At 63.4% G+C, this 21,587-nt stretch carries 23 protein-coding genes and 4 tRNA genes; 18 read left to right on the top strand and 9 right to left on the bottom strand.

The genetic code is table 11. The features are described 5' to 3' along the window. Nucleotides 1-24 precede the first annotated feature (24 nt). Both rfbC and rfbA read left to right on the top strand, forming a co-directional pair. The gene (rfbC, locus tag QWU44_RS05015) at nt 25-657 is read left to right on the top strand and encodes a dTDP-4-dehydrorhamnose 3,5-epimerase (RefSeq protein ID WP_370914599.1); all 633 of its coding nucleotides are present in this window, start codon (nt 25-27) and stop codon (nt 655-657) included. After that, the gene (gene rfbA / locus QWU44_RS05010) at nt 654-1,523 is read left to right on the top strand and encodes a glucose-1-phosphate thymidylyltransferase RfbA (protein WP_370914598.1); all 870 of its coding nucleotides are present in this window, start codon (nt 654-656) and stop codon (nt 1,521-1,523) included. The genes rfbC and rfbA overlap by 4 nt, the downstream gene beginning before the upstream one ends. 31 nt (nt 1,524-1,554) lie before the next feature. Here rfbA and QWU44_RS05005 read toward each other — a convergent pair whose 3' ends face one another. Both QWU44_RS05005 and QWU44_RS05000 read right to left on the bottom strand, forming a co-directional pair. Then, entirely contained in the window at nt 1,555-1,968 is a 414-nt protein-coding gene (locus QWU44_RS05005) for an ArsR/SmtB family transcription factor (protein WP_370914597.1), read from the bottom strand. A gap of 258 nt (nt 1,969-2,226) precedes the next feature. Beyond that, on the bottom strand, nt 2,227-2,547 hold the full coding sequence (locus QWU44_RS05000) for a hypothetical protein (protein ID WP_370914596.1): 321 nt from the start codon (nt 2,545-2,547) through the stop codon (nt 2,227-2,229). Between the two features lie 73 nt (nt 2,548-2,620). On the opposite strand from QWU44_RS05000, the gene QWU44_RS04995 reads away from it, so the two are divergent. After that, nucleotides 2,621-2,941 carry a DUF4229 domain-containing protein gene (locus QWU44_RS04995; RefSeq protein WP_370914595.1) on the top strand — a complete coding sequence of 107 codons (321 nt, stop codon included), beginning with the start codon at nt 2,621-2,623 and terminating at the stop codon, nt 2,939-2,941. 60 nt (nt 2,942-3,001) lie between these two features. On the opposite strand, the gene QWU44_RS04990 is transcribed toward QWU44_RS04995, so the two are convergent. The 6 genes from QWU44_RS04990 to QWU44_RS04965 form a co-directional block, all read right to left on the bottom strand. Continuing rightward, nucleotides 3,002-3,895 (bottom strand): 1,4-dihydroxy-2-naphthoate polyprenyltransferase, encoded by an 894-nt coding sequence (locus QWU44_RS04990; RefSeq protein ID WP_370914594.1) that lies wholly within the window; start codon nt 3,893-3,895, stop codon nt 3,002-3,004. Between the two features lie 51 nt (nt 3,896-3,946). Beyond that, nucleotides 3,947-5,119 (bottom strand): o-succinylbenzoate--CoA ligase, encoded by a 1,173-nt coding sequence (menE, locus tag QWU44_RS04985; RefSeq protein ID WP_370914593.1) that lies wholly within the window; start codon nt 5,117-5,119, stop codon nt 3,947-3,949. 33 nt (nt 5,120-5,152) lie between these two features. Further along, nucleotides 5,153-5,467, bottom strand: coding sequence for a hypothetical protein (locus QWU44_RS04980; RefSeq protein ID WP_370914592.1), 315 nt, complete (start codon nt 5,465-5,467; stop codon nt 5,153-5,155). A gap of 263 nt (nt 5,468-5,730) precedes the next feature. Next, nucleotides 5,731-6,015, bottom strand: coding sequence for a hypothetical protein (locus tag QWU44_RS04975; protein ID WP_370914591.1), 285 nt, complete (start codon nt 6,013-6,015; stop codon nt 5,731-5,733). Further along, nucleotides 6,012-7,277: an anion permease gene (locus tag QWU44_RS04970; RefSeq protein WP_370914590.1), complete on the bottom strand. Its 1,266-nt coding sequence runs from the start codon at nt 7,275-7,277 to the stop codon at nt 6,012-6,014. Before QWU44_RS04970 ends, QWU44_RS04975 begins: the two co-directional genes overlap by 4 nt. 327 nt (nt 7,278-7,604) lie before the next feature. Continuing rightward, on the bottom strand, nt 7,605-8,546 hold the full coding sequence (locus QWU44_RS04965; protein ID WP_370914589.1) for a 1,4-dihydroxy-2-naphthoyl-CoA synthase: 942 nt from the start codon (nt 8,544-8,546) through the stop codon (nt 7,605-7,607). A 79-nt stretch (nt 8,547-8,625) separates the two neighbouring features. Here QWU44_RS04965 and QWU44_RS04960 point away from each other — a divergent pair, with 79 nt between their 5' ends. The 6 genes from QWU44_RS04960 (at nt 8,626) to QWU44_RS04935 (ending at nt 14,909) form a co-directional block, all read left to right on the top strand. Continuing rightward, nucleotides 8,626-9,663 carry an o-succinylbenzoate synthase gene (locus QWU44_RS04960; protein WP_370914904.1) on the top strand — a complete coding sequence of 346 codons (1,038 nt, stop codon included), beginning with the start codon at nt 8,626-8,628 and terminating at the stop codon, nt 9,661-9,663. A gap of 38 nt (nt 9,664-9,701) precedes the next feature. Continuing rightward, nucleotides 9,702-11,345 carry a 2-succinyl-5-enolpyruvyl-6-hydroxy-3-cyclohexene-1-carboxylic-acid synthase gene (gene menD / locus QWU44_RS04955; protein ID WP_370914588.1) on the top strand — a complete coding sequence of 548 codons (1,644 nt, stop codon included), beginning with the start codon at nt 9,702-9,704 and terminating at the stop codon, nt 11,343-11,345. Then, on the top strand, nt 11,342-11,839 hold the full coding sequence (locus QWU44_RS04950; RefSeq protein WP_370914587.1) for a DUF3592 domain-containing protein: 498 nt from the start codon (nt 11,342-11,344) through the stop codon (nt 11,837-11,839). Before menD ends, QWU44_RS04950 begins: the two co-directional genes overlap by 4 nt. Further along, the gene (locus QWU44_RS04945; protein ID WP_370914586.1) at nt 11,832-12,959 is read left to right on the top strand and encodes a glycosyltransferase family 4 protein; all 1,128 of its coding nucleotides are present in this window, start codon (nt 11,832-11,834) and stop codon (nt 12,957-12,959) included. The genes QWU44_RS04950 and QWU44_RS04945 overlap by 8 nt, the downstream gene beginning before the upstream one ends. A gap of 72 nt (nt 12,960-13,031) precedes the next feature. Then, nucleotides 13,032-14,198: a glycosyltransferase family 4 protein gene (locus tag QWU44_RS04940; RefSeq protein ID WP_370914585.1), complete on the top strand. Its 1,167-nt coding sequence runs from the start codon at nt 13,032-13,034 to the stop codon at nt 14,196-14,198. A 21-nt stretch (nt 14,199-14,219) separates the two neighbouring features. Further along, nucleotides 14,220-14,909, top strand: a complete 690-nt coding sequence (locus tag QWU44_RS04935) for a demethylmenaquinone methyltransferase (RefSeq protein WP_370914584.1) — start codon at nt 14,220-14,222, stop codon at nt 14,907-14,909. 4 nt (nt 14,910-14,913) lie between these two features. On the opposite strand, the gene QWU44_RS04930 is transcribed toward QWU44_RS04935, so the two are convergent. Beyond that, nucleotides 14,914-16,158 (bottom strand): geranylgeranyl reductase family protein, encoded by a 1,245-nt coding sequence (locus QWU44_RS04930; RefSeq protein WP_370914903.1) that lies wholly within the window; start codon nt 16,156-16,158, stop codon nt 14,914-14,916. A 254-nt stretch (nt 16,159-16,412) separates the two neighbouring features. Between QWU44_RS04930 and QWU44_RS04925 the strand changes: the two genes are divergently transcribed. The 9 genes from QWU44_RS04925 (at nt 16,413) to rplA (ending at nt 21,441) form a co-directional block, all read left to right on the top strand. Next, the gene (locus QWU44_RS04925; RefSeq protein WP_370914583.1) at nt 16,413-17,456 is read left to right on the top strand and encodes a polyprenyl synthetase family protein; all 1,044 of its coding nucleotides are present in this window, start codon (nt 16,413-16,415) and stop codon (nt 17,454-17,456) included. A gap of 97 nt (nt 17,457-17,553) precedes the next feature. After that, a tRNA-Tyr gene (locus QWU44_RS04920) sits at nt 17,554-17,635 on the top strand. Between the two features lie 243 nt (nt 17,636-17,878). After that, nucleotides 17,879-17,951: transfer RNA gene (locus QWU44_RS04915), tRNA-Thr, on the top strand. A gap of 54 nt (nt 17,952-18,005) precedes the next feature. Then, nucleotides 18,006-18,077 (top strand) — tRNA-Met (locus tag QWU44_RS04910). A 154-nt stretch (nt 18,078-18,231) separates the two neighbouring features. Next, nucleotides 18,232-18,304: transfer RNA gene (locus QWU44_RS04905), tRNA-Trp, on the top strand. A gap of 42 nt (nt 18,305-18,346) precedes the next feature. Then, complete coding sequence (secE, locus tag QWU44_RS04900) at nt 18,347-18,694, top strand: preprotein translocase subunit SecE (protein ID WP_370914582.1); 348 nt, start codon at nt 18,347-18,349, stop codon at nt 18,692-18,694. Between the two features lie 165 nt (nt 18,695-18,859). Next, nucleotides 18,860-19,774 (top strand): transcription termination/antitermination protein NusG, encoded by a 915-nt coding sequence (nusG, locus tag QWU44_RS04895; RefSeq protein WP_370914581.1) that lies wholly within the window; start codon nt 18,860-18,862, stop codon nt 19,772-19,774. A gap of 395 nt (nt 19,775-20,169) precedes the next feature. Then, complete coding sequence (rplK, locus tag QWU44_RS04890) at nt 20,170-20,607, top strand: 50S ribosomal protein L11 (RefSeq protein ID WP_200253960.1); 438 nt, start codon at nt 20,170-20,172, stop codon at nt 20,605-20,607. A gap of 117 nt (nt 20,608-20,724) precedes the next feature. Beyond that, complete coding sequence (gene rplA, locus QWU44_RS04885) at nt 20,725-21,441, top strand: 50S ribosomal protein L1 (protein WP_370914580.1); 717 nt, start codon at nt 20,725-20,727, stop codon at nt 21,439-21,441. Nucleotides 21,442-21,587 lie beyond the last annotated feature (146 nt).

Below are 21,587 nucleotides of genomic sequence, written 5' to 3'. Positions count from 1 at the left end.
CGTGCGCGCGGATAGACTGGTGGCATGCCTCAACCGCACCCGGACCTGCCCGAGATTCTCGTCGATGATCCCCGAGTTTTCCCTGATGCGCGGGGGAGTTTCCATGAGTGGTTTTCCGCCGCCCGATTCGAGGAACACACCGGGTACCCGCTCGATCTGCAGCAGGCGAACCTGAGTGTCTCCCGGCCTGGTGTGGTGCGGGGACTGCATTTCGCGGACGTTCCGCCTGGTCAGGCGAAGTGGGTGACCTGTGTACACGGACGGGTCCTCGACGTGGTGGTGGATATCCGGGTCGGATCGGACACCTTCGGCCGACACGTGGCCGTCGAACTCGACGACGAGAATCGGCGCTGCCTCTATATCCCCGTGGGGTTCGCCCACGGGTTCGCCGCCATCACCGAAGCGACCGTCGTGTACCTGACCTCCTCCGGATACAACCCGGATGCCGAGCACGGTATCGATCCCTTCGATCCGGAACTCGGGATCGGGTGGCCGGTGGCTGAAGGGGAGCGGATCGTGTCCGACAAGGATGCGGCCGCCCTCTCGCTGGCCGCTGCTCGTGCCGCCGGGATTCTCCCGGATCTCGGTGATTGCCTCGCATTCGAGTCCGAGCTGAAGAACGGCTGGGCGCTGGCAAATGAGGACGCCGGACTGTGAAGGGCATCATCCTCGCCGGTGGCACCGGGTCGCGCCTGCACCCGATCACACTCGGGGTGAGCAAGCAGCTCGTTCCTGTCTATGACAAACCGATGATCTACTATCCGCTGTCGACGCTGATGCTCGCGGGTATCGATGACATCCTGATCATCACGACACCCGCCGACCTGCCCCAGTTCGAGCGGTTACTCGGCGACGGTAGCCAGTTCGGGATCCGGTTGAGCTTTATCACGCAGTCCGAACCGAATGGATTGGCTGAAGCGTTCATCCTGGGGGCGGAGCATATCGGTGATGACTCGGTAGCGCTGATTCTCGGGGACAACATCTTCTACGGTGCGGGGCTGGGTACCCAACTCCGCCGGTTCACACGGCCGGAGGGAGGCGCGATTTTCGCGTACTGGGTGGCGGATCCCTCCGCCTACGGGGTGGTCGAGTTCGATGATTCCGGTCGTGCGCTTGCATTGGAGGAGAAACCGGCCGAACCGAAGTCCCATTATGCGGTCCCAGGCCTCTATTTCTACGACAACGAGGTGGTCGACATCGCCCGTGGTCTGACACCGAGTGCACGGGGTGAGTTGGAGATCACCGACATCAACTCCGCATACCTGGAGCAGGGGCGTCTGCAGGTCCAGGTGCTGCCCCGGGGCACGGCGTGGCTCGATACCGGGACGGTTGACCTGCTCATGGCTGCCGGTGATTTCGTGCGCACCATTGAACAGCGGCAGGGGCTGAAGATCGGATGTCCCGAGGAGGTCGCCTGGCGGATGGGGTACCTGAGTGACGTGGAACTCGCGGAACGGGCGGAAAAGCTGCGGAAATCCGGGTACGGTGACTATCTGCTGCAGACGCTGCACCGGGGGCGGTGAACCACTCCGCAGATCCTGTGGTCGAGGCCGATCAAAGTTCGTGGATCAGGGCGTGGACGCGGTCGAACTCGTCAGGGTTAACGGTGTAGTACGCCCACTTTCCGCGTTGTTCCCGGTGGACGAGCCGGGCAGCAGCCAGTTTCTTCATGTGGTGTGTGATCGTCGGCGCGGAAACTTCGAGGGCCTCGGAGAGTTCGTGCGAGCAGATCTCATTCGTCTGGCTCTCCGCAATGAGATAGAGAAGCTTGAGCCTCGTCGGATCTCCCAGGGCCTTGAACAGCTCGCTGGCGCGTTCGCTGAGTTCCGGAGGGAGTGCCCTGATCACTCCATCATCCGGGGATAATTCCGGACTTTCACCAACTGTGATACCTCCTATTGTGGGGGCGTTCTGGTGGGGGTCCACCGGTTGACCCGCAAGGTCGGTGATCTGGTTCATGGTGGGCATGCTGACCAATATAGCGCAACTGTGGGTAGCCTAATAACCGCTGGTTGCCAGGTTTTTATCCGATCGTCTCCCGGGTGATTTGTTGTGTCGATCCTGTGATGGTGACACTCCCTCGATCGGGGGCGTGTCGGATTCTTGTTCTGGAGATTCCCCGAAACCGGGGGTGTGCTGCTTGTATTGGATTTGATTGTTTGTCCCGGATGTCGGGGGAAGCTCCGTTCCACGCTTCGGGGATATGTCCCCAAAGAGTGGCTAAAGTCACTGCTTCGTGGTGTCGGGGTCTGTTGGCCCGTGTGATTCGCCCCTGTCGCCACCGTCATCCTGATCCGGCTCATCGTTGTACTTCGATCGCGCGCGGCGGATGCGCTCGTTCTCCTCGCGGGCAGCCTGCTCCGCTGCACGGCGTTCCTTGAAGCGTTGCTTCTTGAGATTCCAGAGAAACTCGTCGTCATCGTCCGGGCCTTTGATCTGTGGCTGTGCGGGTACCGTACGGTGGGTCCGCCAGCTACCCGGACCGAAAGCCTTCCACACCAGCACGATCACGACGATGATGAGCAGCAACAGTATCAAGCGTCCCACGGGGATTCCTTCCGACGGAGTTACCCCAACAACAATACGGACCGTGGGGTGCGGTTTAGTAGTGTCGATGGTTGTGAGTGAAAACCCCGTCAATGATGCCCCGGAACTCGATCAGGATCTGCGTGGTCGTGTCCGACGCGACATGGTGCTCTACGGCCTCGCCCGCCTGGGCCTGTTTCTCCTTCTGACCGTGGTGATTCAGGGGTTGGCGATCCTCGTCGGGGCACCGGTACCCCTCGTTATCTCATCCCTGCTGGCGCTGCTCGTGGCCTTCCCGTTGTCGATGTTCGTGTTCCGTTCACTCCGGATCCGTGTTACCCGGAATCTCGCCGATTGGAACGCACAACGGCGTGCACACAAGGAGTGGGTGAAGGCCCAGATCGCGGACCGCTAGGGGCGCTGTGACGGCCTGGTAGTGGAAACGGCGAGGCGTGAAACATCCGCTCGCTGGCCGTCAGCCGAAGCCCAGCGCCACCGCAGTTACGGCGGACCACATGAGCATCGTCTTGCCCGTGGCTCCGAGCACTGGAATGAGCTCCGCGCCCGTCTCGCCCCGGATGACGGGTTTCGCCGCAGCCAATGACACGGGTAGTGCGATGAGGGCGGCCAGGGCGGGCGGATGCCCGGTCGAGAGGATGAGGGTCATGAGATACGGTACGGCGGCCAGTACGACCCATAGTGTGCGTGTGTGCCGTTCGCCGAGCCGTACCGCGAGCGTGATCTTTCCACTGGCTTCGTCCGTGGGGATGTCTCGGAGGTTGTTTACGAGGTTCACGGCGGCGGAGAAGCAACCCACCGCGACAGCCCCTGCGAATCCCACCCAGGTGATATGACCCGACTGAGTGAACTGAGTCCCCAGCACCGCGACGAGGCCGAAGAACACGAATACCGCGACTTCACCGAGCCCCCGGTACCCGTAGGGCCTGGATCCGCCGGTGTAGAACCAGGCTGCGGCGATGCAGAGGGCACCGAGCAGAACCAGCCACCAGGCGCTCGTTGCGGCGAGGGCAAGTCCGCACGCACCGGCCACCCCGAAGGCGGCGAAGGCGGCGGTACGGACGTGTTCCGGGCGGGCGAGCCTCGATCCGGTCAGGCGGAGTGGGCCGGATCGGTCGTCGTCGGTACCCCGGATCCCGTCGGAATAATCGTTGGCGTAGTTGACCCCAATGATCAACGCCAGTGCGACGGTGGCCGCAGCCACGGCCTTCCAGGCGACGAACCCGTTCGCGTCTGCGGCCGCGCCCGAGCCGATGATGACCGGAGCGAAGGCATTGGGCCAGGTGCGTGGGCGTGCTCCCCCCAACCAGTCGGCGAGGCTCGGGGAACGAGTTGTGGTGGAATCAGCCATGACACCATCTTGGCTGACGGACAGGCCGGAGGGGGAATCAGAAAATCTGGATCACCGGGTGGGACCGGTGAACAGTCTCTCTACGGCGGCGCGGTCAGGTTTCCCGGGGCCGGTGACCGGCATGTTGCGCAAATGCCGGATCTCCTTCGGTAACTGCCACCGTGGGAGGTCATCGAGCCCCTCAATGACCTCCCAGGGGTCGAGGGAACCTGTGTAGGCGGCAACGATGGCCTGCCCGAGCCTGGGGTGCGGGATACCGGTGACACAGGCCTGATCCACCCCGTTGATGTCGAGCATGGCGCGTTCGACGATTCCGGGGTGTAACTTGAGTCCCCCTGAATCTATGAGGTCATCCATCCTTCCTGTGACGTGCAGCACCCCATCGACGAGTTCGCCCCGATCCGAGGTGGCGAACCAGCCCGGAATCGCGAAGGGGTCGTCTCTCGGGGGTGGCGTCCGGTAACCGGCCGCCACCATCGTCCCGCCGATCAGGATACGGCCGTCGTGGACCTTGATGCGTGCTCCGGGGATCGGGCGGCCATCGTACACGCAGCCTCCGGTGGTCTCTGAAGAGCCGTAGGTGGGAATAACCCGGATTCTCAAACGGTCGCAGGACTCCCGCAGGTGGCGTGGAAGGTACCCGCCGCCGACGAGGACTGCATCGAAACGCCGTAGTGCCTCGATACCGTTGAGCGTATCCAGGGCCTTGGCGAGTTGCAGGGGAACGAGAGCGGTGTAGACGGGTGCCTTGTGGGCAGTGGCATCGTTTGCCAAGTTCTGGGCCAGGTGTGTGAAGGCGGTGACATCGAATCCGCGGGACACGTCGAGGCAGGATGGCTCCGTACCGGCGACGAGTGAGCGGACGAGAACCTGTAGGCCCGCGATGTGGTGTCCGGGCATCGCCAGGAGCCAGTAGCCTTCCCCGGACAATGCGGAATGTGTGGCATCCGCAGCAGTGACGAGATTGGTGGGAGTGAGGAGTGCGCCCTTCGGGGTGCCCGTCGACCCTGATGTCGCGACGACCAGTGCGACCCCCGGATCGACGGGGTCACCGGGACGTTGGGAGCTGATCAGTAGTTCCGCACGTTCCCGATCCGCCCGGCTGTGACCACCGGGAAGTGGAAGCCAGGTGACGTTCCCGGCGATCGCCTCTGCGAGATCCGGGAGGATGGCTGCGGGATCGTCCGGTGGTACCGGAAGCGGGCGCAGAATGCGGGTGCTCATGGGATGAGAGTCTACGTCCGGGGTAAGTATTTCTTAAGAAGCATTCAGGCCGAGTGGTTCCAGAACGGAATCCCGGAGGTAAGACAGTGTTTCTTCGGTGGGGCGTAGACCGTGGAGGATCACCCACGCGAGTTCGATGTCTTCCCTGTTGGCGGGGGTCATTCCGGCATCGATGAGGTACCAGACGAACAGGTCGTCATCCTCGTGGAGCAGATCGCGGATATGGATGGATTCGGTGAGAACGGTCAACGGTGCGGGGATGGGGGTGGGGGTGGGGCGCAGCCAGTCGAGGATCCGGCCGACGGCGCTACGGAACGGGCTCGTGGCGGACACGCGTAACAGTGACATGGTGTCGGCTTCCTTTCTGTGGTGCGGAGAGTTCCGCGGTCAACGCCCCGGATCCGGTAGTGGATGATCGACTATGATGGGGCGAATAATTAGTTGGTTAATATCAATGATTGATCATATTAGTCATTTGATGGTGTGCTCGCAACTCTGACCTGCTGGATGGCGTGTTGAAACGACTCCGGCCCCGCACGCGGTTAATGCTTGCGGGGCCGGAGTCGCTGAAAATCAGGGGAGCTTGACGGGGCTCGGGGCTTTCTGGTGTCTCAGTGTGCCTCGGTGCCGAAGATGTCAACGCCGAAGGTGTCGTGGAAGACGCCCTTGGTGATCCACAGTATCCCGAGGACGATCGAGGCGATGATCACGGCGAAGCACAGACCGGCGAGTCCTTTCCTCCATACGGGAACGGGCCGGGTACCGCCGATGGTGTCCACTGCGGAGGGTGAGGCCAGCCGGACACCCACCGCGAACAGTGCCGGGAGGCCGGCGCCGAGGACGAGACCTGCGAGAATGACCTGGAGCAGGTCGGAGATCAGGGTGGTGATACTCATGAGTTGATCCTCCCGGCATGTTCACTGTTCTGGGGTTCGAGGGTGTCTGTCGGCAGGAGTGGCTCGTCGTTGTCGGTGGTCGGTTCCGGGGGTGCCACGCGGTTTGTGTGGGAATCCCAGGCGGCGTTGACGTTTCCGGAATGTACGGGTGCCCGGCGGGAACGCGCCCAGATCAGGGTGGCTAGGGCGATCAAGATGGTGAAGGCGAGGATGACCCCGACCAGATCATTGGTGATAAGTCCCACGGCGTGTGCGAGCAGCCATGTGAGGCCACCGACGAGTGCGGCTGCGGGGAGCGTGATCATCCAGGCCATGGCCATGCGCCCGGCGACGCTCCAACGGACCTCCGCGCCCTTCCGCCCCAGTCCCGAACCCATGATCGAGCCGGTGGCGACGTGAGTCGTGGACAGTGCCATGCCGAAGTGCGAGGAGGTTAGGATGATGGCCGCGGAAGAGGTCTCTGCAGCCATTCCCTGGGGTGAGTCGATCTCCACGAGGCCCTTGCCGAGCGTTCTGATCACCCGCCAGCCCCCCATGTAGGTGCCGAGTGCGATCGCGATGGCGCAGGTGAATTTCACCCAGAACGGGATGTTGGCGTCCGTGCCGAGACTTCCCGTGGCGACGAGGGCAAGAAAGATGACGCCCATCGTCTTTTGTGCGTCATTCGTGCCGTGGGCCAGGGAGACGAGGGAGGCGGAACCGATTTGGCCCCACCGGAAGTAGCGGTTTTTCTCTTTTTCGGGGACCGGACGAGTGAACCGGTACACCAGCGAGGTTCCGACGGTGGCGACCAGTCCCGCGACAACGGGTGCGCAGAGGGCGGGAACGACAACCTTGGCGACGACGCCGTTCCAGGCGACCCCCTGCATGCCCAAGGAGGCGACAGCGGCGCCGATCAGGCCACCGAAGAGTGCGTGTGAGGATGATGATGGGATTCCGAGAAGCCAGGTCAGAAGGTTCCATACGATGCCGCCGATCAGCCCGGCGAAGACGACGAGGAGCAGTTGATGCGCCTGACTCGGGTCCGCGAGGTCGAATTGATCGAGATCGACGACGCCCTTGGCCACGGTTGTGGCGACTTCCACGGAGAGAAACGCCCCGACCAGGTTGAGTACGGCGGAGAGTGTTACCGCCACCTTGGGTCGTAAAGCTCCGGTCGCGATGGATGTGGCCATGGCGTTGCCGGTGTCGTGAAAGCCGTTGGTGAAGTCGAACGCCAGGGCCGTGGCAACCACGATGAGCAGGATGATCAGTTCGGTCACATCACAGAAGTATGCCGCAGGACCCTCTCCTTCAGGAGTGGGAAAACAGATGATCGGAAGTGCAGTGATGAACCGGTTCGGTCACGTCACCCAAACGGGGGTGTTCAATTGTAGTTTTCCCTTTCGATGGATTTTGCTCATCCATCGTTTCACCAGCGTTAACCTCTTTTTGGGGTGTGCCTGTTCCTGTGTGAATGACGGAGTGTGGTCATTGTGGCGTTCCGGAGACGGAAAGATGAATTTTAGGTGAATTCTGCCGTGGTATTGGTCACCGGCGGGGCCGATGGACCGGCGCAGGGGCTCCCCGCCCGGTCCTGTGGGAGCTGTTTAGTAGTAGTACGGGAACGCCGACCAGTCCGGTTCCCGCTTTTCCAGGAAACTGTCCCGGCCCTCGACAGCCTCATCGGTCATGTACGCCAGGCGTGTCGCCTCACCGGCGAACACCTGCTGTCCCATCAACCCGTCGTCGGTGAGGTTGAACGCGAACTTCAGCATCCGCTGCGCCGTGGGTGACTTGCCGTTGATGGCCCGAGCCCACTCCACGGCAACGTTCTCCAGCTTCCCGTGGTCCGCAACCTCATTCACCGCCCCCATCTGCTGCATCCGTTCCGCGTCGTACGTCCGCCCGAGGAAGAAGATCTCGCGCGCGTACTTCTGGCCCACCTGCTTCGCCAGGTACGCCGAGCCGTAGCCGGCGTCGAAGGACCCGACGTCCGCGTCGGTCTGCTTGAACCGTGCCTCCTGGCGCGAGGCGATGGTCAGGTCGCAGACGACGTGCAGCGAATGGCCGCCTCCTGCGGCCCACCCGTTGACCACGGCGATGACCACCTTGGGCATCGTGCGGATCAGGCGCTGGACCTCCAAGATGTGCAGGCGCCCGCCCTCGACCTTCTCCCGCTCCGTGTCGACGGTGTCGGCGGTTTCACCGTCGGCGTACCGGTATCCGGAGCGGCCACGGATGCGTTGGTCCCCACCTGAACAGAACGCCCAGCCACCGTCCTTCACGCTGGGGCCGTTGCCCGTCAGCAGGATGCACCCCACATCGGGGGTGCGGCGGGCGTGATCGAGCGCCCGGTAGAGCTCATCGACGGTGTGCGGTCGGAACGCGTTGCGGACCTCGGGCCGGTCGAAGGCGATGCGCACGATGCCGTTCGCCCGACCTGCGCCGATATGCCGGTGGTAGGTGATGTCGGTGAGATCGAATCCCGGGACCTCGCGCCACTGCGTCGGGTCGAAGGGGTTGTCGGTGCTGTAGTCCGGTGTGTCCATGGGGACAACGGTAGCGTTTCGTATCCTGGGGACCATGCCGTTCACCCACGCCCCCCTGGACCCCCACCTCGTCGAACTGATCGCGATCCTCGACGCCGATGAACTCATCGGCCGGTCACACACCGTCGCACTGCCGATGCGGGTGCGGTTCCGGGGCATAACGAGCCGGGAGGCGCTGCTGATTGAGGGACCCGTCGGCTGGGGGGAGTTCGCCCCGTTCCGTGACTACGGGCCGGACGAGGCCGCAGCCTGGCTGGCGGCAGCCCTCGAGATGGCGTACCTCGGGGCGCCGGCCCCGCAACGGGACAGCATCGAGATCAATGCGACGGTCCCCGCCGTGGAACCGGGGGAGGTCCCGGAGATTCTCGCCCGATTCCCGGGCTGCCGCACAGTCAAGGTGAAGGTCGCGGAGCCGGGACAGACCCTCGATGACGATGTCGCCCGCATCGCCGCCGTCCGGGAAACGGTCCCGCATGCACTGGTCAGGGTCGACGCGAACCGTGGCTTCACCGTGGACCGCGCGCTCGACGCGGCCCGCGCCTTCGGTCCACTCGACTATTTCGAGCAGCCCTGCGCCACCACCGCGGAACTGGCGGAACTGCGCCGGCGCCTGGTCCGTTCCGGGATTTTCTGCCGGGTCGCGGTCGATGAATCGATACGGCGTGCCGGAGACCCGTTCGCCGTTCTGGAGGCCCGGGCACTGGATGTCGCGGTGGTGAAGGCCGCCCCACTCGGCGGAGTGCGTCGGCTGCTCGACATCGCGGAGAAGATCGCCGACCACGGGGTCTCGGTCACCGTCGCCAGCGCCCTGGACACTGCGGTGGGGGTGAATGCCGGTCTCGCCGCGGTGGCCGCCCTGCCCGGACATACGGATGACGACGAGATCGACGTCCCACCCGCCCCGGCTGGGCTGGGAACCGGTGGATTCTTCATTGAAGACGTTGTCGACGCTGCTGCGGCGGGGCGGAGCATCGTGGATGGTCACATCTCCTGCGCCGCCGTTCAACCGGACCTGGACCGGCTCGCGGGTCTCGAGGCGGACACCGCAACCGTCGACTTCTGGCATGCCCATCTGCGGGAGTCCCTGGAGTGTCTGAAGCGACAGGTCGGTGTGTGAAAGGTCATCCCGGGTGACCCGGTTAGACTCTGCAGAACATGACTGTCCCCGCCACCGCAACCGCCGCCGCGATCATTGCGGAACTCGTCGCCGCAGGAATCCGGAACGTCGTTGTCTGTCCCGGGTCACGCAGTGCTCCGCTGGCCCTGGCTGCGGCGGCCCGCCCGGAGCTGACGCTCCATGTGCGGCTTGATGAGCGCTCCGCGGCGTTTCTCGCTCTCGGCATGGCACGGGTGGACCATCGGCCCGCCGCCGTGATTGTCACATCAGGTACCGCCGTCGCCAACTGTCTGCCCGCGATGGTGGAGGCACACCACAGTGATCTACCGCTCGTCATCCTGGCCGCTGACCGGCCTTCCCGGCTCGTCGGCACCGGCGCGTCGCAGACCATCGATCAGCAGGGGATCTTCGGTCGTTTCGCAGACTGTGCTTTCGTGGAGGCGGGATCCGATGCAGGGCAGGCCGCGGCCGTCACCCGTCGTGCTCTCGCTTATGGCCGGGTGCACCTGAATGTCGCGTTCGATGTGCCGCTCGTGGATGACGAGCTTCCCGCTCCGGCGGAGCTTCCGGTCGGTGTGCCCCCGCGACGTCGACCTCACCGGGACTGGGGCACCGCGCACCTCGACCTGACCCGCCCCACCCTCGTGATCGCCGGTGACGGAGCCTGGCCGGTGGAGGAACTCGCCGGGGTCCCCACCATCGCTGAACCGACCGCCCCAGCCCCCGACCGGCCCGTGCATCCTGCGGCCGCAGGTGTCTTCACCAGGGAACAGGTCTCCGCAGAAGGGCACGTTCTGCACACCCGACCGGAACAGATCGTCGTCATCGGGCATCCCACACTCCACCGCGATGTCCTGGCGTTGATATCGGATCCCGGTATCGAGGTCACCGTGCTCACCCGGTCCGACGGGTACACCGATCCCGCGGGCACCGCGACGCGGGTCGCCAGTCGGGTGCGTGTCGACGGGGAGCCGACGAAGCAGTGGTTGAAGCTCTGTGAGGTCGCGGGGGAACAGGCTGCGGACGCGGTCCGCGAGATTCTTGACGGTGAGGAATTCGGTTTCACCGGATTGCACGTCGCTGCGGCGGTCGCCGACGGCCTTGCGGTTGGTGACACCCTGTTCGTCGGGTCGTCGAACCCCGTCCGCGACATCGCGCTCGTGGGGTTGCCGTTCGACGGTGTCGCCACCCACGCCCCGCGCGGAACCGCCGGCATCGACGGCAGCGTTTCCCAGGCGGTCGGCGTCGCCCTGGCCGCGCAGGCCCGTGACAGAATCTCGCCGCGTGCCCCGCGCACCGTCGCCCTGCTCGGGGACGTGACTTTTCTGCATGATGCCGGGGGCCTGTTCATCAGTGACGGGGACCCCGTACCGAACAACCTGACGATAGTCGTCGCCAATGATGACGGCTGCGGAATCTTCGAGACCCTCGAATCCGGAGAACCTGGGCTACGGGGTAGCTTCGAGCGGGTGTTCGGCACCCCACACGGCGTCGATCTCTCGGAGCTTGCGGCAGCTTACGGTTGGGAGCACCGCAAGGCGGAGAACACCGCTGACCTCATCGGCGCACTGGATGAGTCCATCGAACTCCCGCATCCGCCGCTGATCATCGAGGCCCGGACCACCCGCGCCACCCGCCGGGATCTGCATGCGGCACTGGTGAGCAGAGTGGTGGGTCGGTGACCGCGAGGTCGAACCGGGTCAACCCCCGGACGGCACTGCGCCGCGTGCCCCGCGACCGAATACGCCGTCGCCTGCACCAACTGGTAATCCTGTTCTGGCTCTCGGCCATGCTGATGGTGTCAGCGATGATCATCGGCCCCTGGCTGAACGACCGGGCGATATCCGCTGATCGGGGACAGGCGTACGCGACGGTCACTGACGCGGGATGGTGGCGGACAACTGTCGAATACCGGGACGAGAACGGGCTCCTCCGGGCTCCCCGGGGAGGTGTGCTTTACCCGAGCGACCTGGCAACCGGAACCGGGATCTGGGTGGACTACGACCGAGGAAACCCTGACCTGGTGAAGGTCTCCGGGAGGGACTTCCGGCGGGCGATCCCCCCGGCACTACTCACCGCGACTGTAGCCAGCCTCATCGCTGCCACAGCCTGGTGGCTCATAGCGATGCTCGATCGCCGACGGACCAGTCGGGAGGAGAGACCGGACGGTGACTGAACAGCGACTCCGGATCGCCGTCGTCGCTGAGTCCTTCCTCCCCAACGTCAACGGTGTCAGCAACTCTGTCCTGCGGATTCTCGAGCATCTCGCGGGGCAGGGACACCAGGCCCTCGTCATTGCGCCGGGTGCGCGTGATTTCGAAGAGGAGGTGGTCTCCTACGCGGGGTTCCCGGTGGTGCGGGTGCCCACCGTGATGATTCCGCTGATCAACTCTCTCCCCGTCGGTGTCCCGGTACCACTCGTGCTCAGGGCGCTACGGGAGTTCCGGCCCGATGTCATTCACCTGGCCAGTCCGTACGTGCTGGGTGCTGCGGGGGCGCTCGCCGCCCGCAACCTGGGGATTCCGGCGCTCGCCGTTTATCAGACAGACGTTGCAGGGTTCGCTCTCCGTTACCACCTCCGGCTGCTCATTTTCGCTTCCTGGCGGGTCACCCGCATGATCCACAATTCCTGTTCCCGGACGCTCGCACCCTCGACAGCGGCAATCGAGGCGTTAACGTCCCACGGGATCACCGATGTCCACCGTTGGGCGCGGGGTGTGGACACCGTGCGGTTCAATCCGGCCCACCGCAGTGAGCGACTGCGTCGCTCCTGGGACCCGGGCGGTGAGCGGCGCATCGTCGGCTATGTCGGTCGGTTGGCGGCGGAGAAGGGCGTCGAGCGGCTCGTCTCCCTGGTTGGCAGGGATGATCTCCAGCTCGTGATCGTCGGCGACGGGCCCGAGTACGGCGTCCTGCGGGATGCATTACCGGGTGCCGTGTTCACCGGGGCCCTCGGGGGAGAGGACCTGGGAAGGGCGTACGCCAGCTTCGATGTGTTCGTCCATCCCGGTGAGTTCGAGACGTTTTGCCAGACGATTCAGGAGGCGCAGGCCTCCGGTGTACCGACGATCGGGCCCCGTGCCGGTGGGCCGATCGATCTCATCACCCCGGGTGAGACGGGGGAGCTTCTGGACGTCGTGACGTTCAGCGTGGATCTTCCTGCTGCGGTGGACCGGGTCCTGGCGGAGCGGGAGGTCATGTCGGCGGCGGCCCAGGCGCGGGTGTCGGGTCAAACCTGGGACAAAGTCTGTGCGGAACTCATGGACCACTACCGGCAGATCCTGCGACACCGATAATTCCGGACATCGTCATCCTCCCGTCACCCGCCCGTGACCCCGGCGCCCAACTGCACACCCATCATCGGGAACATGCGTGTAGCCATTGTCGCCGAATCCTTCCTCCCCAACGTCAACGGTGTTACTAATTCAGTACTCCGGGTGCTCGAACACCTGCACCGCCACGGGGATGACGCTCTCGTCATTGCGCCGGGTGCGCGTGATTTCGAAGAGGAGGTGGTCTCCTACGCGGGGTTCCCGGTGGTGCGGGTGCCCACCGTGATGATTCCGCTGATCAACTCTCTCCCCGTCGGTGTCCCCGTCCCGGCTGTCAACCATGCATTGCGCGCCTTTCGACCCGATGTGGTGCATCTCGCCAGCCCGTTCGTTCTCGGGGCTGCGGGAGCATTCGTGGCCCGCCAGCTCAGGGTTCCGGCTGTCGCCGTCTATCAGACCGACGTTGTTGGTTTCGCGGAGAAATACCACCTGGCGGCACTGTCGGCTGCTGCGTGGGAATGGACCCGATTGATCCACAACTCCTGCGCCCGCACCCTTGCCCCCGCCACTCCCGCGATCAAGGCTCTGAGGGCTCACGGGATCACCGATGTCCACCGTTGGGCGCGGGGTGTGGACACCGTGCGGTTCAATCCGGCCCACCGCAGTGAGCGACTGCGTCGCTCCTGGGACCCGGGCGGTGAGCGGCGCATCGTCGGCTATGTCGGTCGGTTGGCGGCGGAGAAGGGCGTCGAGCGGCTCGTCTCCCTGGTTGGCAGGGATGATCTCCAGCTCGTGATCGTCGGCGACGGGCCCGAGTACGGCGTCCTGCGGGATGCATTACCGGGTGCCGTGTTCACCGGGGCCCTCGGGGGAGAGGACCTGGGAAGGGCGTACGCCAGCTTCGATGTGTTCGTCCATCCCGGTGAGTTCGAGACGTTTTGCCAGACGATTCAGGAGGCGCAGGCCTCCGGTGTACCGACGATCGGGCCCCGTGCCGGTGGGCCGATCGATCTCATCACCCCGGGTGAGACGGGGGAGCTTCTGGACGTCGTGACGTTCAGCGTGGATCTTCCTGCTGCGGTGGACCGGGTCCTGGCGGAGCGGGAGGTCATGTCGGCGGCGGCGCTCGACCGGGTCGCCGCCCGGACCTGGGAAGGTGTCTGCGGTGAACTGCGCGGACACTATTCGGCGGTTCTCGCTGACCAGTGTCGGACGGAACACCCCGGTGGGGTACGGCCCGGGGCGTGGGCACGGTGGCGTTAGTCGTCGCGTAGCCTGGGCCACGTGGTTAAGGCATCCCTGGACAAGAATCCCGACGAGGTCGCGCGGATGTTCGACGCTGTCGGTGCCAAGTACGACATCACGAACACGGTGCTCTCCCTCGGACGTGACCGCCACTGGCGTCGGCGTACCCGGCAGCGCCTCGATCTGCGCCCAGGGGAACGGGTCCTGGACCTCGCCGCAGGTACCGCTGTGTCCACCGTCGAACTCGCCCGCTCCGGGGCTTGGTGCGTGGCCTGTGACTTTTCCACCGGGATGCTTGCCGCCGGTGCACACCGTGCCGTGTCCAAGGTCGCCGGGGACGGCCTCGCACTGCCTTTCGCCGACGCGTCCTTCGACGCAGTGACCATCAGTTTCGGTCTCCGTAACTTCGCCGACACTCGCGCCGGCCTCCGGGAGATGGCCCGCGTGACCCGGCCCGGGGGACGGCTGACCGTCGCCGAGTTCTCCACTCCCGTTATTCCCGTGTTCGCGCAGGTCTACAAGGAATACCTGATGCGGGCACTGCCGGCTCTTGCCCGTCTCATCTCCTCAGATCCGTCGGCCTACGAGTACCTGGCGGAATCCATCCGCGCCTGGCCGGATCAGGAACAACTGGCCCGTGAGATCGCTGCCGCCGGGTGGACCGAGGTTGGCTGGCAAAACTTGACCGGAGGCATCACGGCCCTTCATTCCGCTGTGAAACCGAGCTAGGGGGTCAGCTCCAGAGAACCGTGTTCGTGCCCTGCATCCGGTACAGGCCACCCGTGGCGAGACGCCACGCCCGGGCCACCGCGTCACGGTCCTCGTCAGTGACGAGGTTGCCCATCAGTCGTGCTGTGGCGCGCATCAGTGGACCTGCCTGCGGCCCCCGGAAACCGAGGGGCCCGACCATCGGGAGCAGTCGCGGGTAGGTGAGCAGTCGGGCTGCGGTCCGGGCGAGCAGGAAGGCCTCCCCGTAGTTCTCTCGGAGCACCCGGGGCCACACCACCGTCAGATCCCGCCGCGGGTTGATCAGGTCGACCGCGAGATGTGCGGTCTCCAGACCGTAGTCGATGCCCTCTCCATTCAGAGGATTGACGCAGGCCGCGGCATCACCGATGAGCATCCAGTTGGGGCCTGCGACCCCGCTCACAGCGCCTCCCATCGGCAACAAGGCTCCCGCTACATCGGTCACCGGCCCGAGTCCCCAGGTGGCCCGCTGGAGAGTGGCGTAGTGGGCGAGCAGTTTTTTCGTGTTCACCTTTGCCGGGCGGGAGTTCGTCGATAATGCGCCGCACCCGATGTTCACATGACCGTCAGACAGCGGAAAAATCCACCCATAGCCGGGTTGCACCATCCCGTCGGGATCGCGAAGCTCCAGGTGAGAGTGAATCCACTCCTCGTCGGAGAACGGGGTGCTGCAGTAGGCGCGGGCAGCCACCCCGTACACCTCACCCCGGTGCCAGACCCGTCCTAGCAGCTTGCCGAAGGTGGAGCGCACACCGTCTGCGACGAGTACCGTGCCGCAGCGGACCACATGCTCTCCACTCGCTGTTGACAGGGTTACCGATTCCACCCTGCCTCCGCCGAGCGTCACGTCGACTGCGGGGGATTCCTCGTACACGGTGACACCCTCAGTGGCGCGTGCCGAATCCAGGAGTAGCGCGTCGAGTTCTGTGCGTCGCATTGCGGAGCCTTCGACTCCGAACGGTGATGATGGCCACGGTGCTGTCACATCGCCGCCGAAACCGTGCAACTTCAAGCCGCGTGAGCGGTATCCGTGGGCGATCTCCGGACCAAAACCGAGAAGCTGGAGTTGATGCATCGCACGTGGAGTCAATCCGTCGCCGCACGTCTTGTCACGAGGGAAACGTGCGGCGTCAACCAGCATCACCTCAAACCCGCGGCCAGCGGCGTGGATCGCGGCAGCAGAGCCCGCAGGACCCGCTCCTACGACTAGGACGTCGACTGATTCGGAAATATTCACCGCACCATTGTCGCACCCGTTGTAGGCACCAGGTTTTTACCCCGGAGTGTCCCGGGAACGCCTGCGTCGACTACGGTTGATTCCGGGTCTGATCCGGGCCCGCGGTGGTCGTCGCGCGGGAACGTGACACCACCCGTACATCCGCGCTGGACGGCGTTGATGTACGGGAACCGGAAACGGCCCAGCACACCACTCCAATCCGGCGGCCGGTCCAGCCCGCCGCGAGAAGACAACGAGGGCAACGACGCATGAGCAACGGCCGCACCGTGTCACACGGGTCAGGTGACCACGATAAGATGTCCTCCCCTGGGACGTCCGTGAACCTGGGTGATGAGCAACTCAATGAAGCCATCTCCACCGGTATGCGCGAGGTCGAGGAACTCCTCGGCGACGAACTCACCGTCGGTGAGGATTTCGTCACCGACAAGGTTCGTTACCTGGCTGCAGCGGGAGGGAAGCGTTTCCGCCCCATGTTTGCGCTCCTTGCCTCCAGATACGGGGTGAACCCGGGCAGTCCTGACGTGGTCAGAGCCGCAGCGGTGGTGGAAATGACCCACCTGGCAACCCTCTACCACGACGATGTCATGGACGAGGCTGAAAAACGCAGGGGAGTGGATTCGGCGAACTCCCGTTGGGGGAATTCGATGGCGATTCTCGCCGGTGATTACCTCCTGGCACGGGCCTCCCGGATCATGGCTCAACTGGGAGTCGATACCGTAGCCCACTTCGCCGAAACCTTCGGAGAATTGGTTACCGGACAGATGCGGGAGACTATCGGTGCCGGCGACGGTGACCCCGTCGAGCACTATCGTGCCGTGATCCGGGAGAAGACAGGTGTCCTCATCGCCTCCGCTGGGTACCTGGGAGGGTTACACGGTGGGGCCACTCCTGATCAGATCACAGCACTGCAGCGTTTCGGCTACGCCATCGGCATGGTTTTCCAGATCGTCGACGACATCATTGACATCTACTCGGATTCTGCCCAATCGGGGAAGACCCCGGGAACGGATCTAAAGGAGGGAGTATTCACACTTCCGGTGCTCTATGCCATGGAGGAGGACAGTCCCGTTGGTGCGGAGCTCCGTGCGAAACTCACCGGTCCGGTCACTGACGATGATGAGGTGTCTCGTGTCCTTGATCTGCTACACCGCTCCACCGGCAGGGAGAAAGCACTGGCTGATGTTCGTCACTATGTTGACCTTGCGGAGGCAGAACTACGCAAACTACCGCAGAACGACACCACGACGGCGCTTCGGAATCTCACGAGATTCACGGTCAGCCGCGTCGGATGATTATTCGGAAACCCTGAAAAAGTAGTGTGACGTGCGGACTTGCGCACAACCGCCGATGCCGTAGTAGAGTGTGCAGTGCACCGCGAAAGCGATGTACGCCAGGTTGCCCGAGCGGCCAAAGGGAGCGGACTGTAAATCCGTCGGCTTAGCCTACGTTGGTTCGAATCCATCACCTGGCACCGCAGTAGAGGCCCGTCCTCGGCTTGTTCTTCCAAGTGAAGTTCCAGTCGGGGACGGGCTTTGCGTTTGTTTCCAGGACTGGGTTGGGGAATGAAGTGGCCGCCCGGATGCGGTCGAGAGAACGGGAATGTCCCCTTAAAATGTGTATTGAGCTGGTGATTTGTGTAGCTCTAGGTAGTCGGGTTAATCTTTGTGAGGCTTCAACGGAACGGGCGCTTGGCGTACACGGTTCCAGAGGCTGTGCCCCCTTAGCTCAGTCGGCAGAGCGTTTCCATGGTAAGGAAAAGGTCGACAGTTCGATTCTGTCAGGGGGCTCTGTTGTTTTTCCCGCTGGGATCACCTACGGTCACGGTAGTGGGGAAGCCACATGGCGGTGTAGCTCAGTGGTAGAGCAAACGACTCATAATCGTTGTGTCGCGAGTTCAATTCTCGCCATCGCTACTGGGATATCATTCCACCGTCCGGGCGCTGAGAAGTGTCGGGACGGTATTTGTTTGTCTGATATTCCCGCGTTTGCCCCACTGCAGTGGTGGTGCTTTATCGGCCCATTGCGTATCTGGTAGGGTAGTCGCGTACTGCTGAATGCAGTGTATGAAGGGGCGTAGCTCAACTGGCAGAGCAGCGGTCTCCAAAACCGCAGGTTGCAGGTTCAAGTCCTGTCGCCCCTGCAAAAACTTCTATGCACACGCAGAATCAAGGAGCACCGTACCGTGACCGACGAGAATAAGCCGCAGCCAACAGGTTCGGCGCGTCCGGCCGGTAAGCGCCAGATTGTGGGGGTGTCCACCACAGGTAGCGATGCCTACGCGGCGAAGCGAGCCAAGGACTCTACCTCTACCGCAGGGGACAAGGATGACAAGGCGGGGCTGGGGTCACGCATTGGCACTTTCCTTCCCGAGGTTGTCCAGGAGATGCGCAAGGTCATCTGGCCGACCACCAAGCAGATGGTTATTTACACGGTCATCGTGCTCATTTTCCTCATCACACTGACCGCATTGGTGTCCGGAGTGGATTTCCTGGCTGGTCTCGGAGTTGAGAAGGCGCTCACCGCCAACTAGAATTCCGTGTGAGAACAAAAAGTACGCAGTATCCCGCCAGGCCCGCCGTGGTCCGGCGGGATATTTCATGAGGTGGGCAGCGTAGAATATGACCACGAAACCCGACCGGGGTCGGCTCCCCTCTCCGCGCCCCACCCCAACAAGCACCCAATGGAGTACACCCAGATGAGCGACGACAACACCACGACCGAGAACGTCGGACAGAGCACCGACGAGAGCACCATTCCTGAGCAGCCGGTGCAGGAAGCCGACCTGCAGATGGTGGAGGACTCGGAAGGGCCGACCCTGGGTGATGTCACTGCTGAGGATGCCGCCGGTGAATCTGAACCGGAGACGGCTATGGCGGAGCCTACGGACGTTGCTTCCGCCGCGGCCGCCCTGGGCGATGCAAGTGCAGCCCCGGCAGAGCAGAGTGATGAGGACACGGCCCTCGCAGAGTACAAGGCACGGCTGCGGAAGTTCCTCCGTGAGCTGAAGAAGCTCCCGGGTCAGTGGTACATCATCCAGTGCTACTCCGGCTACGAGAACAAAGTGAAGACAAACCTGGACATGCGTGCCCAGACCTTGGAGGTCGAGGATTCGATCTACGACGTGGTTGTTCCGATCGAAGAGGTCATCGAGATCCGCGACGGCAAGCGTAAACCCGTCAAGCGTAAACTCCTTCCCGGCTATGTTCTCGTTCGCATGGACATCAACGACCGTTCCTGGTCCGTTGTGCGGGATACCCCCGGGGTTACCAGCTTCGTGGGGAACGAAGGCAACGCGACGCCGGTCAAGCATCGCGATGTTGCCAAGTTCCTGATGCCGCAGGAGACCACACCTGTGGAAGGTGCGGATGGTGCCGTTGATACTTCGGGTGAGAAGCTCGTCGCGCAGCCGTCCCCGTCCGTCGCAAAGCAGATCGAGGTGGACTTCCAGGTCGGTGAAGCCGTTACCATCCTGACCGGAGCCCTCGCCTCCGTCTCGGCGACAATTTCGGAGATTGATGCTGAAGGCGGCAAGCTCAAGGCTCTTGTCTCTATCTTCGGACGTGAGACTCCGGTCGACCTGACCTTCGACCAGGTCGAGAAGATCAGCTAGGGGCATAGCACTGGGCCTGTCTGAGCCCGCCCGGCACAGATTTACTGTGGCGGGCGGGCTTGTGTGTTTCGGGAAACTGGAGTATTCTGATTAGTCGCGTGTATGCGTATTTCGCAAACCGGTGAAGAAAGAAAACACCGCGAGAGTGTATGCCTGCGGATACGCGCAGAAACATTTTGAATCGGGCCGGGGCTCTCACACTCCGGTTCGGTTCGTCGACATCCACACACATCAATCCCCGGTGGCCGGGTTACGCCTTCAACGCAGTCGGAACTGCGGGTGGGGCCCGGCATCCGGACGACGACAGTGGTTGTGCGGCACCGGGTGAATAACTCCGGGATCGCCCACCCATGGACATCGGCCACCGCCGTCGGTAACAAGGAAGAGGTATTACGATGCCCCCGAAGAAGAAGAAAAAAGTCACCGGCCTGATCAAACTGCAGATCCAGGCGGGCCAGGCCAACCCTGCTCCTCCGGTTGGTCCCGCCCTGGGTGCCCATGGTGTCAACATCATGGAATTCTGCAAGGCATACAATGCCGCGACCGAGCAGCAGCGCGGAAACGTCATCCCCGTCGAGATCACAGTCTTCGAGGACCGCTCCTTCGAGTTCAAGCTGAAGACGCCTCCGGCAGCGAAGCTGCTCCTGAAGGCGGCTGGTTTGCAGAAGGGCTCCGGTGTTCCGCACACCCAGAAGGTCGGCAAGGTCACCATGGCTCAGATCAAGGAGATCGCCGAGACCAAGAAGGAAGATCTCAACGCCAACGACATCGACGCTGCAGCGAAGATCATCGCCGGCACTGCCCGCTCCATGGGCATCGAGGTTGAGGGCTGATCCCTCAATCTGCGCTCCGTGTACCCGCTGCGGTGCGTGGAGCCGGTGGAAGGGCCCGCTTCGGCCCGGACCACAGTTTCCAACCACTTTTCACCACCAGAAAACTAAGGAATCACAATGAGCAAGCAGTCCAAGGCGTACCGCGCCAAGGCCGAAAAGATCGACAAGGGCCGTATCTACGCACCGATTGAGGCTACTCGTCTGGTCAAGGAGACCTCCTCCGACAACTTCGACGCCACCATCGATGTCGCGGTACGTCTCGGTGTTGATCCCCGCAAGGCCGACCAGTTGGTGCGCGGTACCGTCTCCCTGCCGAACGGAACTGGTAAGACCGTCCGTGTCGTCGTCTTCGCTGCAGGCGAGAAGGCAACCCAGGCTGAAGAGGCCGGTGCCGACATGGTTGGGACTGATGAGCTGATCGAGAAGATCCAGGGCGGGTGGACTGACTTCGACGCCGCGATCGCCACCCCGGATCAGATGGCGAAGGTTGGCCGCGTTGCCCGCGTCCTCGGCCCCCGTGGTCTCATGCCGAACCCGAAGACCGGAACCGTGACGATGGATGTCGCGAAGGCTGTCACCGAGATCAAGGGCGGAAAGATCTCCTTCCGCGTTGATAAGGCCTCGAACCTGCATGCTGTGCTGGGCAAGGCTTCCTTTGACGCTGAAAAACTGGCTGAGAACTACGGTGCGCTCATCGATGAGCTGCTGCGTCTCAAGCCCGCATCCTCGAAGGGAACGTATCTGAAGAAGGTCACGATCTCCTCGACCAACGGACCCGGAATCCCGGTGGATAACACCGTCGTCAAGAATTATCTCGACGAGCCGCAGGTTTAAAACGGGAACGGTTTTCCCGGTTCCTTCCGGATGAACCCCCTGGCCCTCCAATATGTGAGGGCGAGGGGGTTCGTCTTATGGAGAGGGGCGCGACGCACCTCGTGGTGCCCCGGAACCGGCTGTGGGGAGGGACTCTCGCTTGGATT

The sequence above is a fragment of the Corynebacterium sp. CCM 9203 genome (genome assembly GCF_041357675.1).
Lineage (GTDB): Bacteria > Actinomycetota > Actinomycetes > Mycobacteriales > Mycobacteriaceae > Corynebacterium.
This window is presented reverse-complemented; position numbering and strand designations above follow the sequence as displayed.

What these genes read in the sequence shown, in the direction of transcription:
- rfbC (WP_370914599.1), top strand. Translation starts at nt 25, where the DNA reads ATGCCTCAACCGCACCCGGACCTGCCCGAGATTCTCGTCGATGATCCC.
- QWU44_RS05005 (WP_370914597.1), bottom strand. Translation starts at nt 1,968, where the DNA reads ATGCCCACCATGAACCAGATCACCGACCTTGCGGGTCAACCGGTGGAC.
- QWU44_RS04990 (WP_370914594.1), bottom strand. Translation starts at nt 3,895, where the DNA reads ATGGCTGATTCCACCACAACTCGTTCCCCGAGCCTCGCCGACTGGTTG.
- menE (WP_370914593.1), bottom strand. Translation starts at nt 5,119, where the DNA reads ATGAGCACCCGCATTCTGCGCCCGCTTCCGGTACCACCGGACGATCCC.
- QWU44_RS04980 (WP_370914592.1), bottom strand. Translation starts at nt 5,467, where the DNA reads ATGTCACTGTTACGCGTGTCCGCCACGAGCCCGTTCCGTAGCGCCGTC.
- QWU44_RS04975 (WP_370914591.1), bottom strand. Translation starts at nt 6,015, where the DNA reads ATGAGTATCACCACCCTGATCTCCGACCTGCTCCAGGTCATTCTCGCA.
- QWU44_RS04965 (WP_370914589.1), bottom strand. Translation starts at nt 8,546, where the DNA reads ATGGACACACCGGACTACAGCACCGACAACCCCTTCGACCCGACGCAG.
- menD (WP_370914588.1), top strand. Translation starts at nt 9,702, where the DNA reads ATGACTGTCCCCGCCACCGCAACCGCCGCCGCGATCATTGCGGAACTC.
- QWU44_RS04940 (WP_370914585.1), top strand. Translation starts at nt 13,032, where the DNA reads ATGCGTGTAGCCATTGTCGCCGAATCCTTCCTCCCCAACGTCAACGGT.
- QWU44_RS04925 (WP_370914583.1), top strand. Translation starts at nt 16,413, where the DNA reads ATGAGCAACGGCCGCACCGTGTCACACGGGTCAGGTGACCACGATAAG.
- nusG (WP_370914581.1), top strand. Translation starts at nt 18,860, where the DNA reads ATGAGCGACGACAACACCACGACCGAGAACGTCGGACAGAGCACCGAC.
- rplK (WP_200253960.1), top strand. Translation starts at nt 20,170, where the DNA reads ATGCCCCCGAAGAAGAAGAAAAAAGTCACCGGCCTGATCAAACTGCAG.
- rplA (WP_370914580.1), top strand. Translation starts at nt 20,725, where the DNA reads ATGAGCAAGCAGTCCAAGGCGTACCGCGCCAAGGCCGAAAAGATCGAC.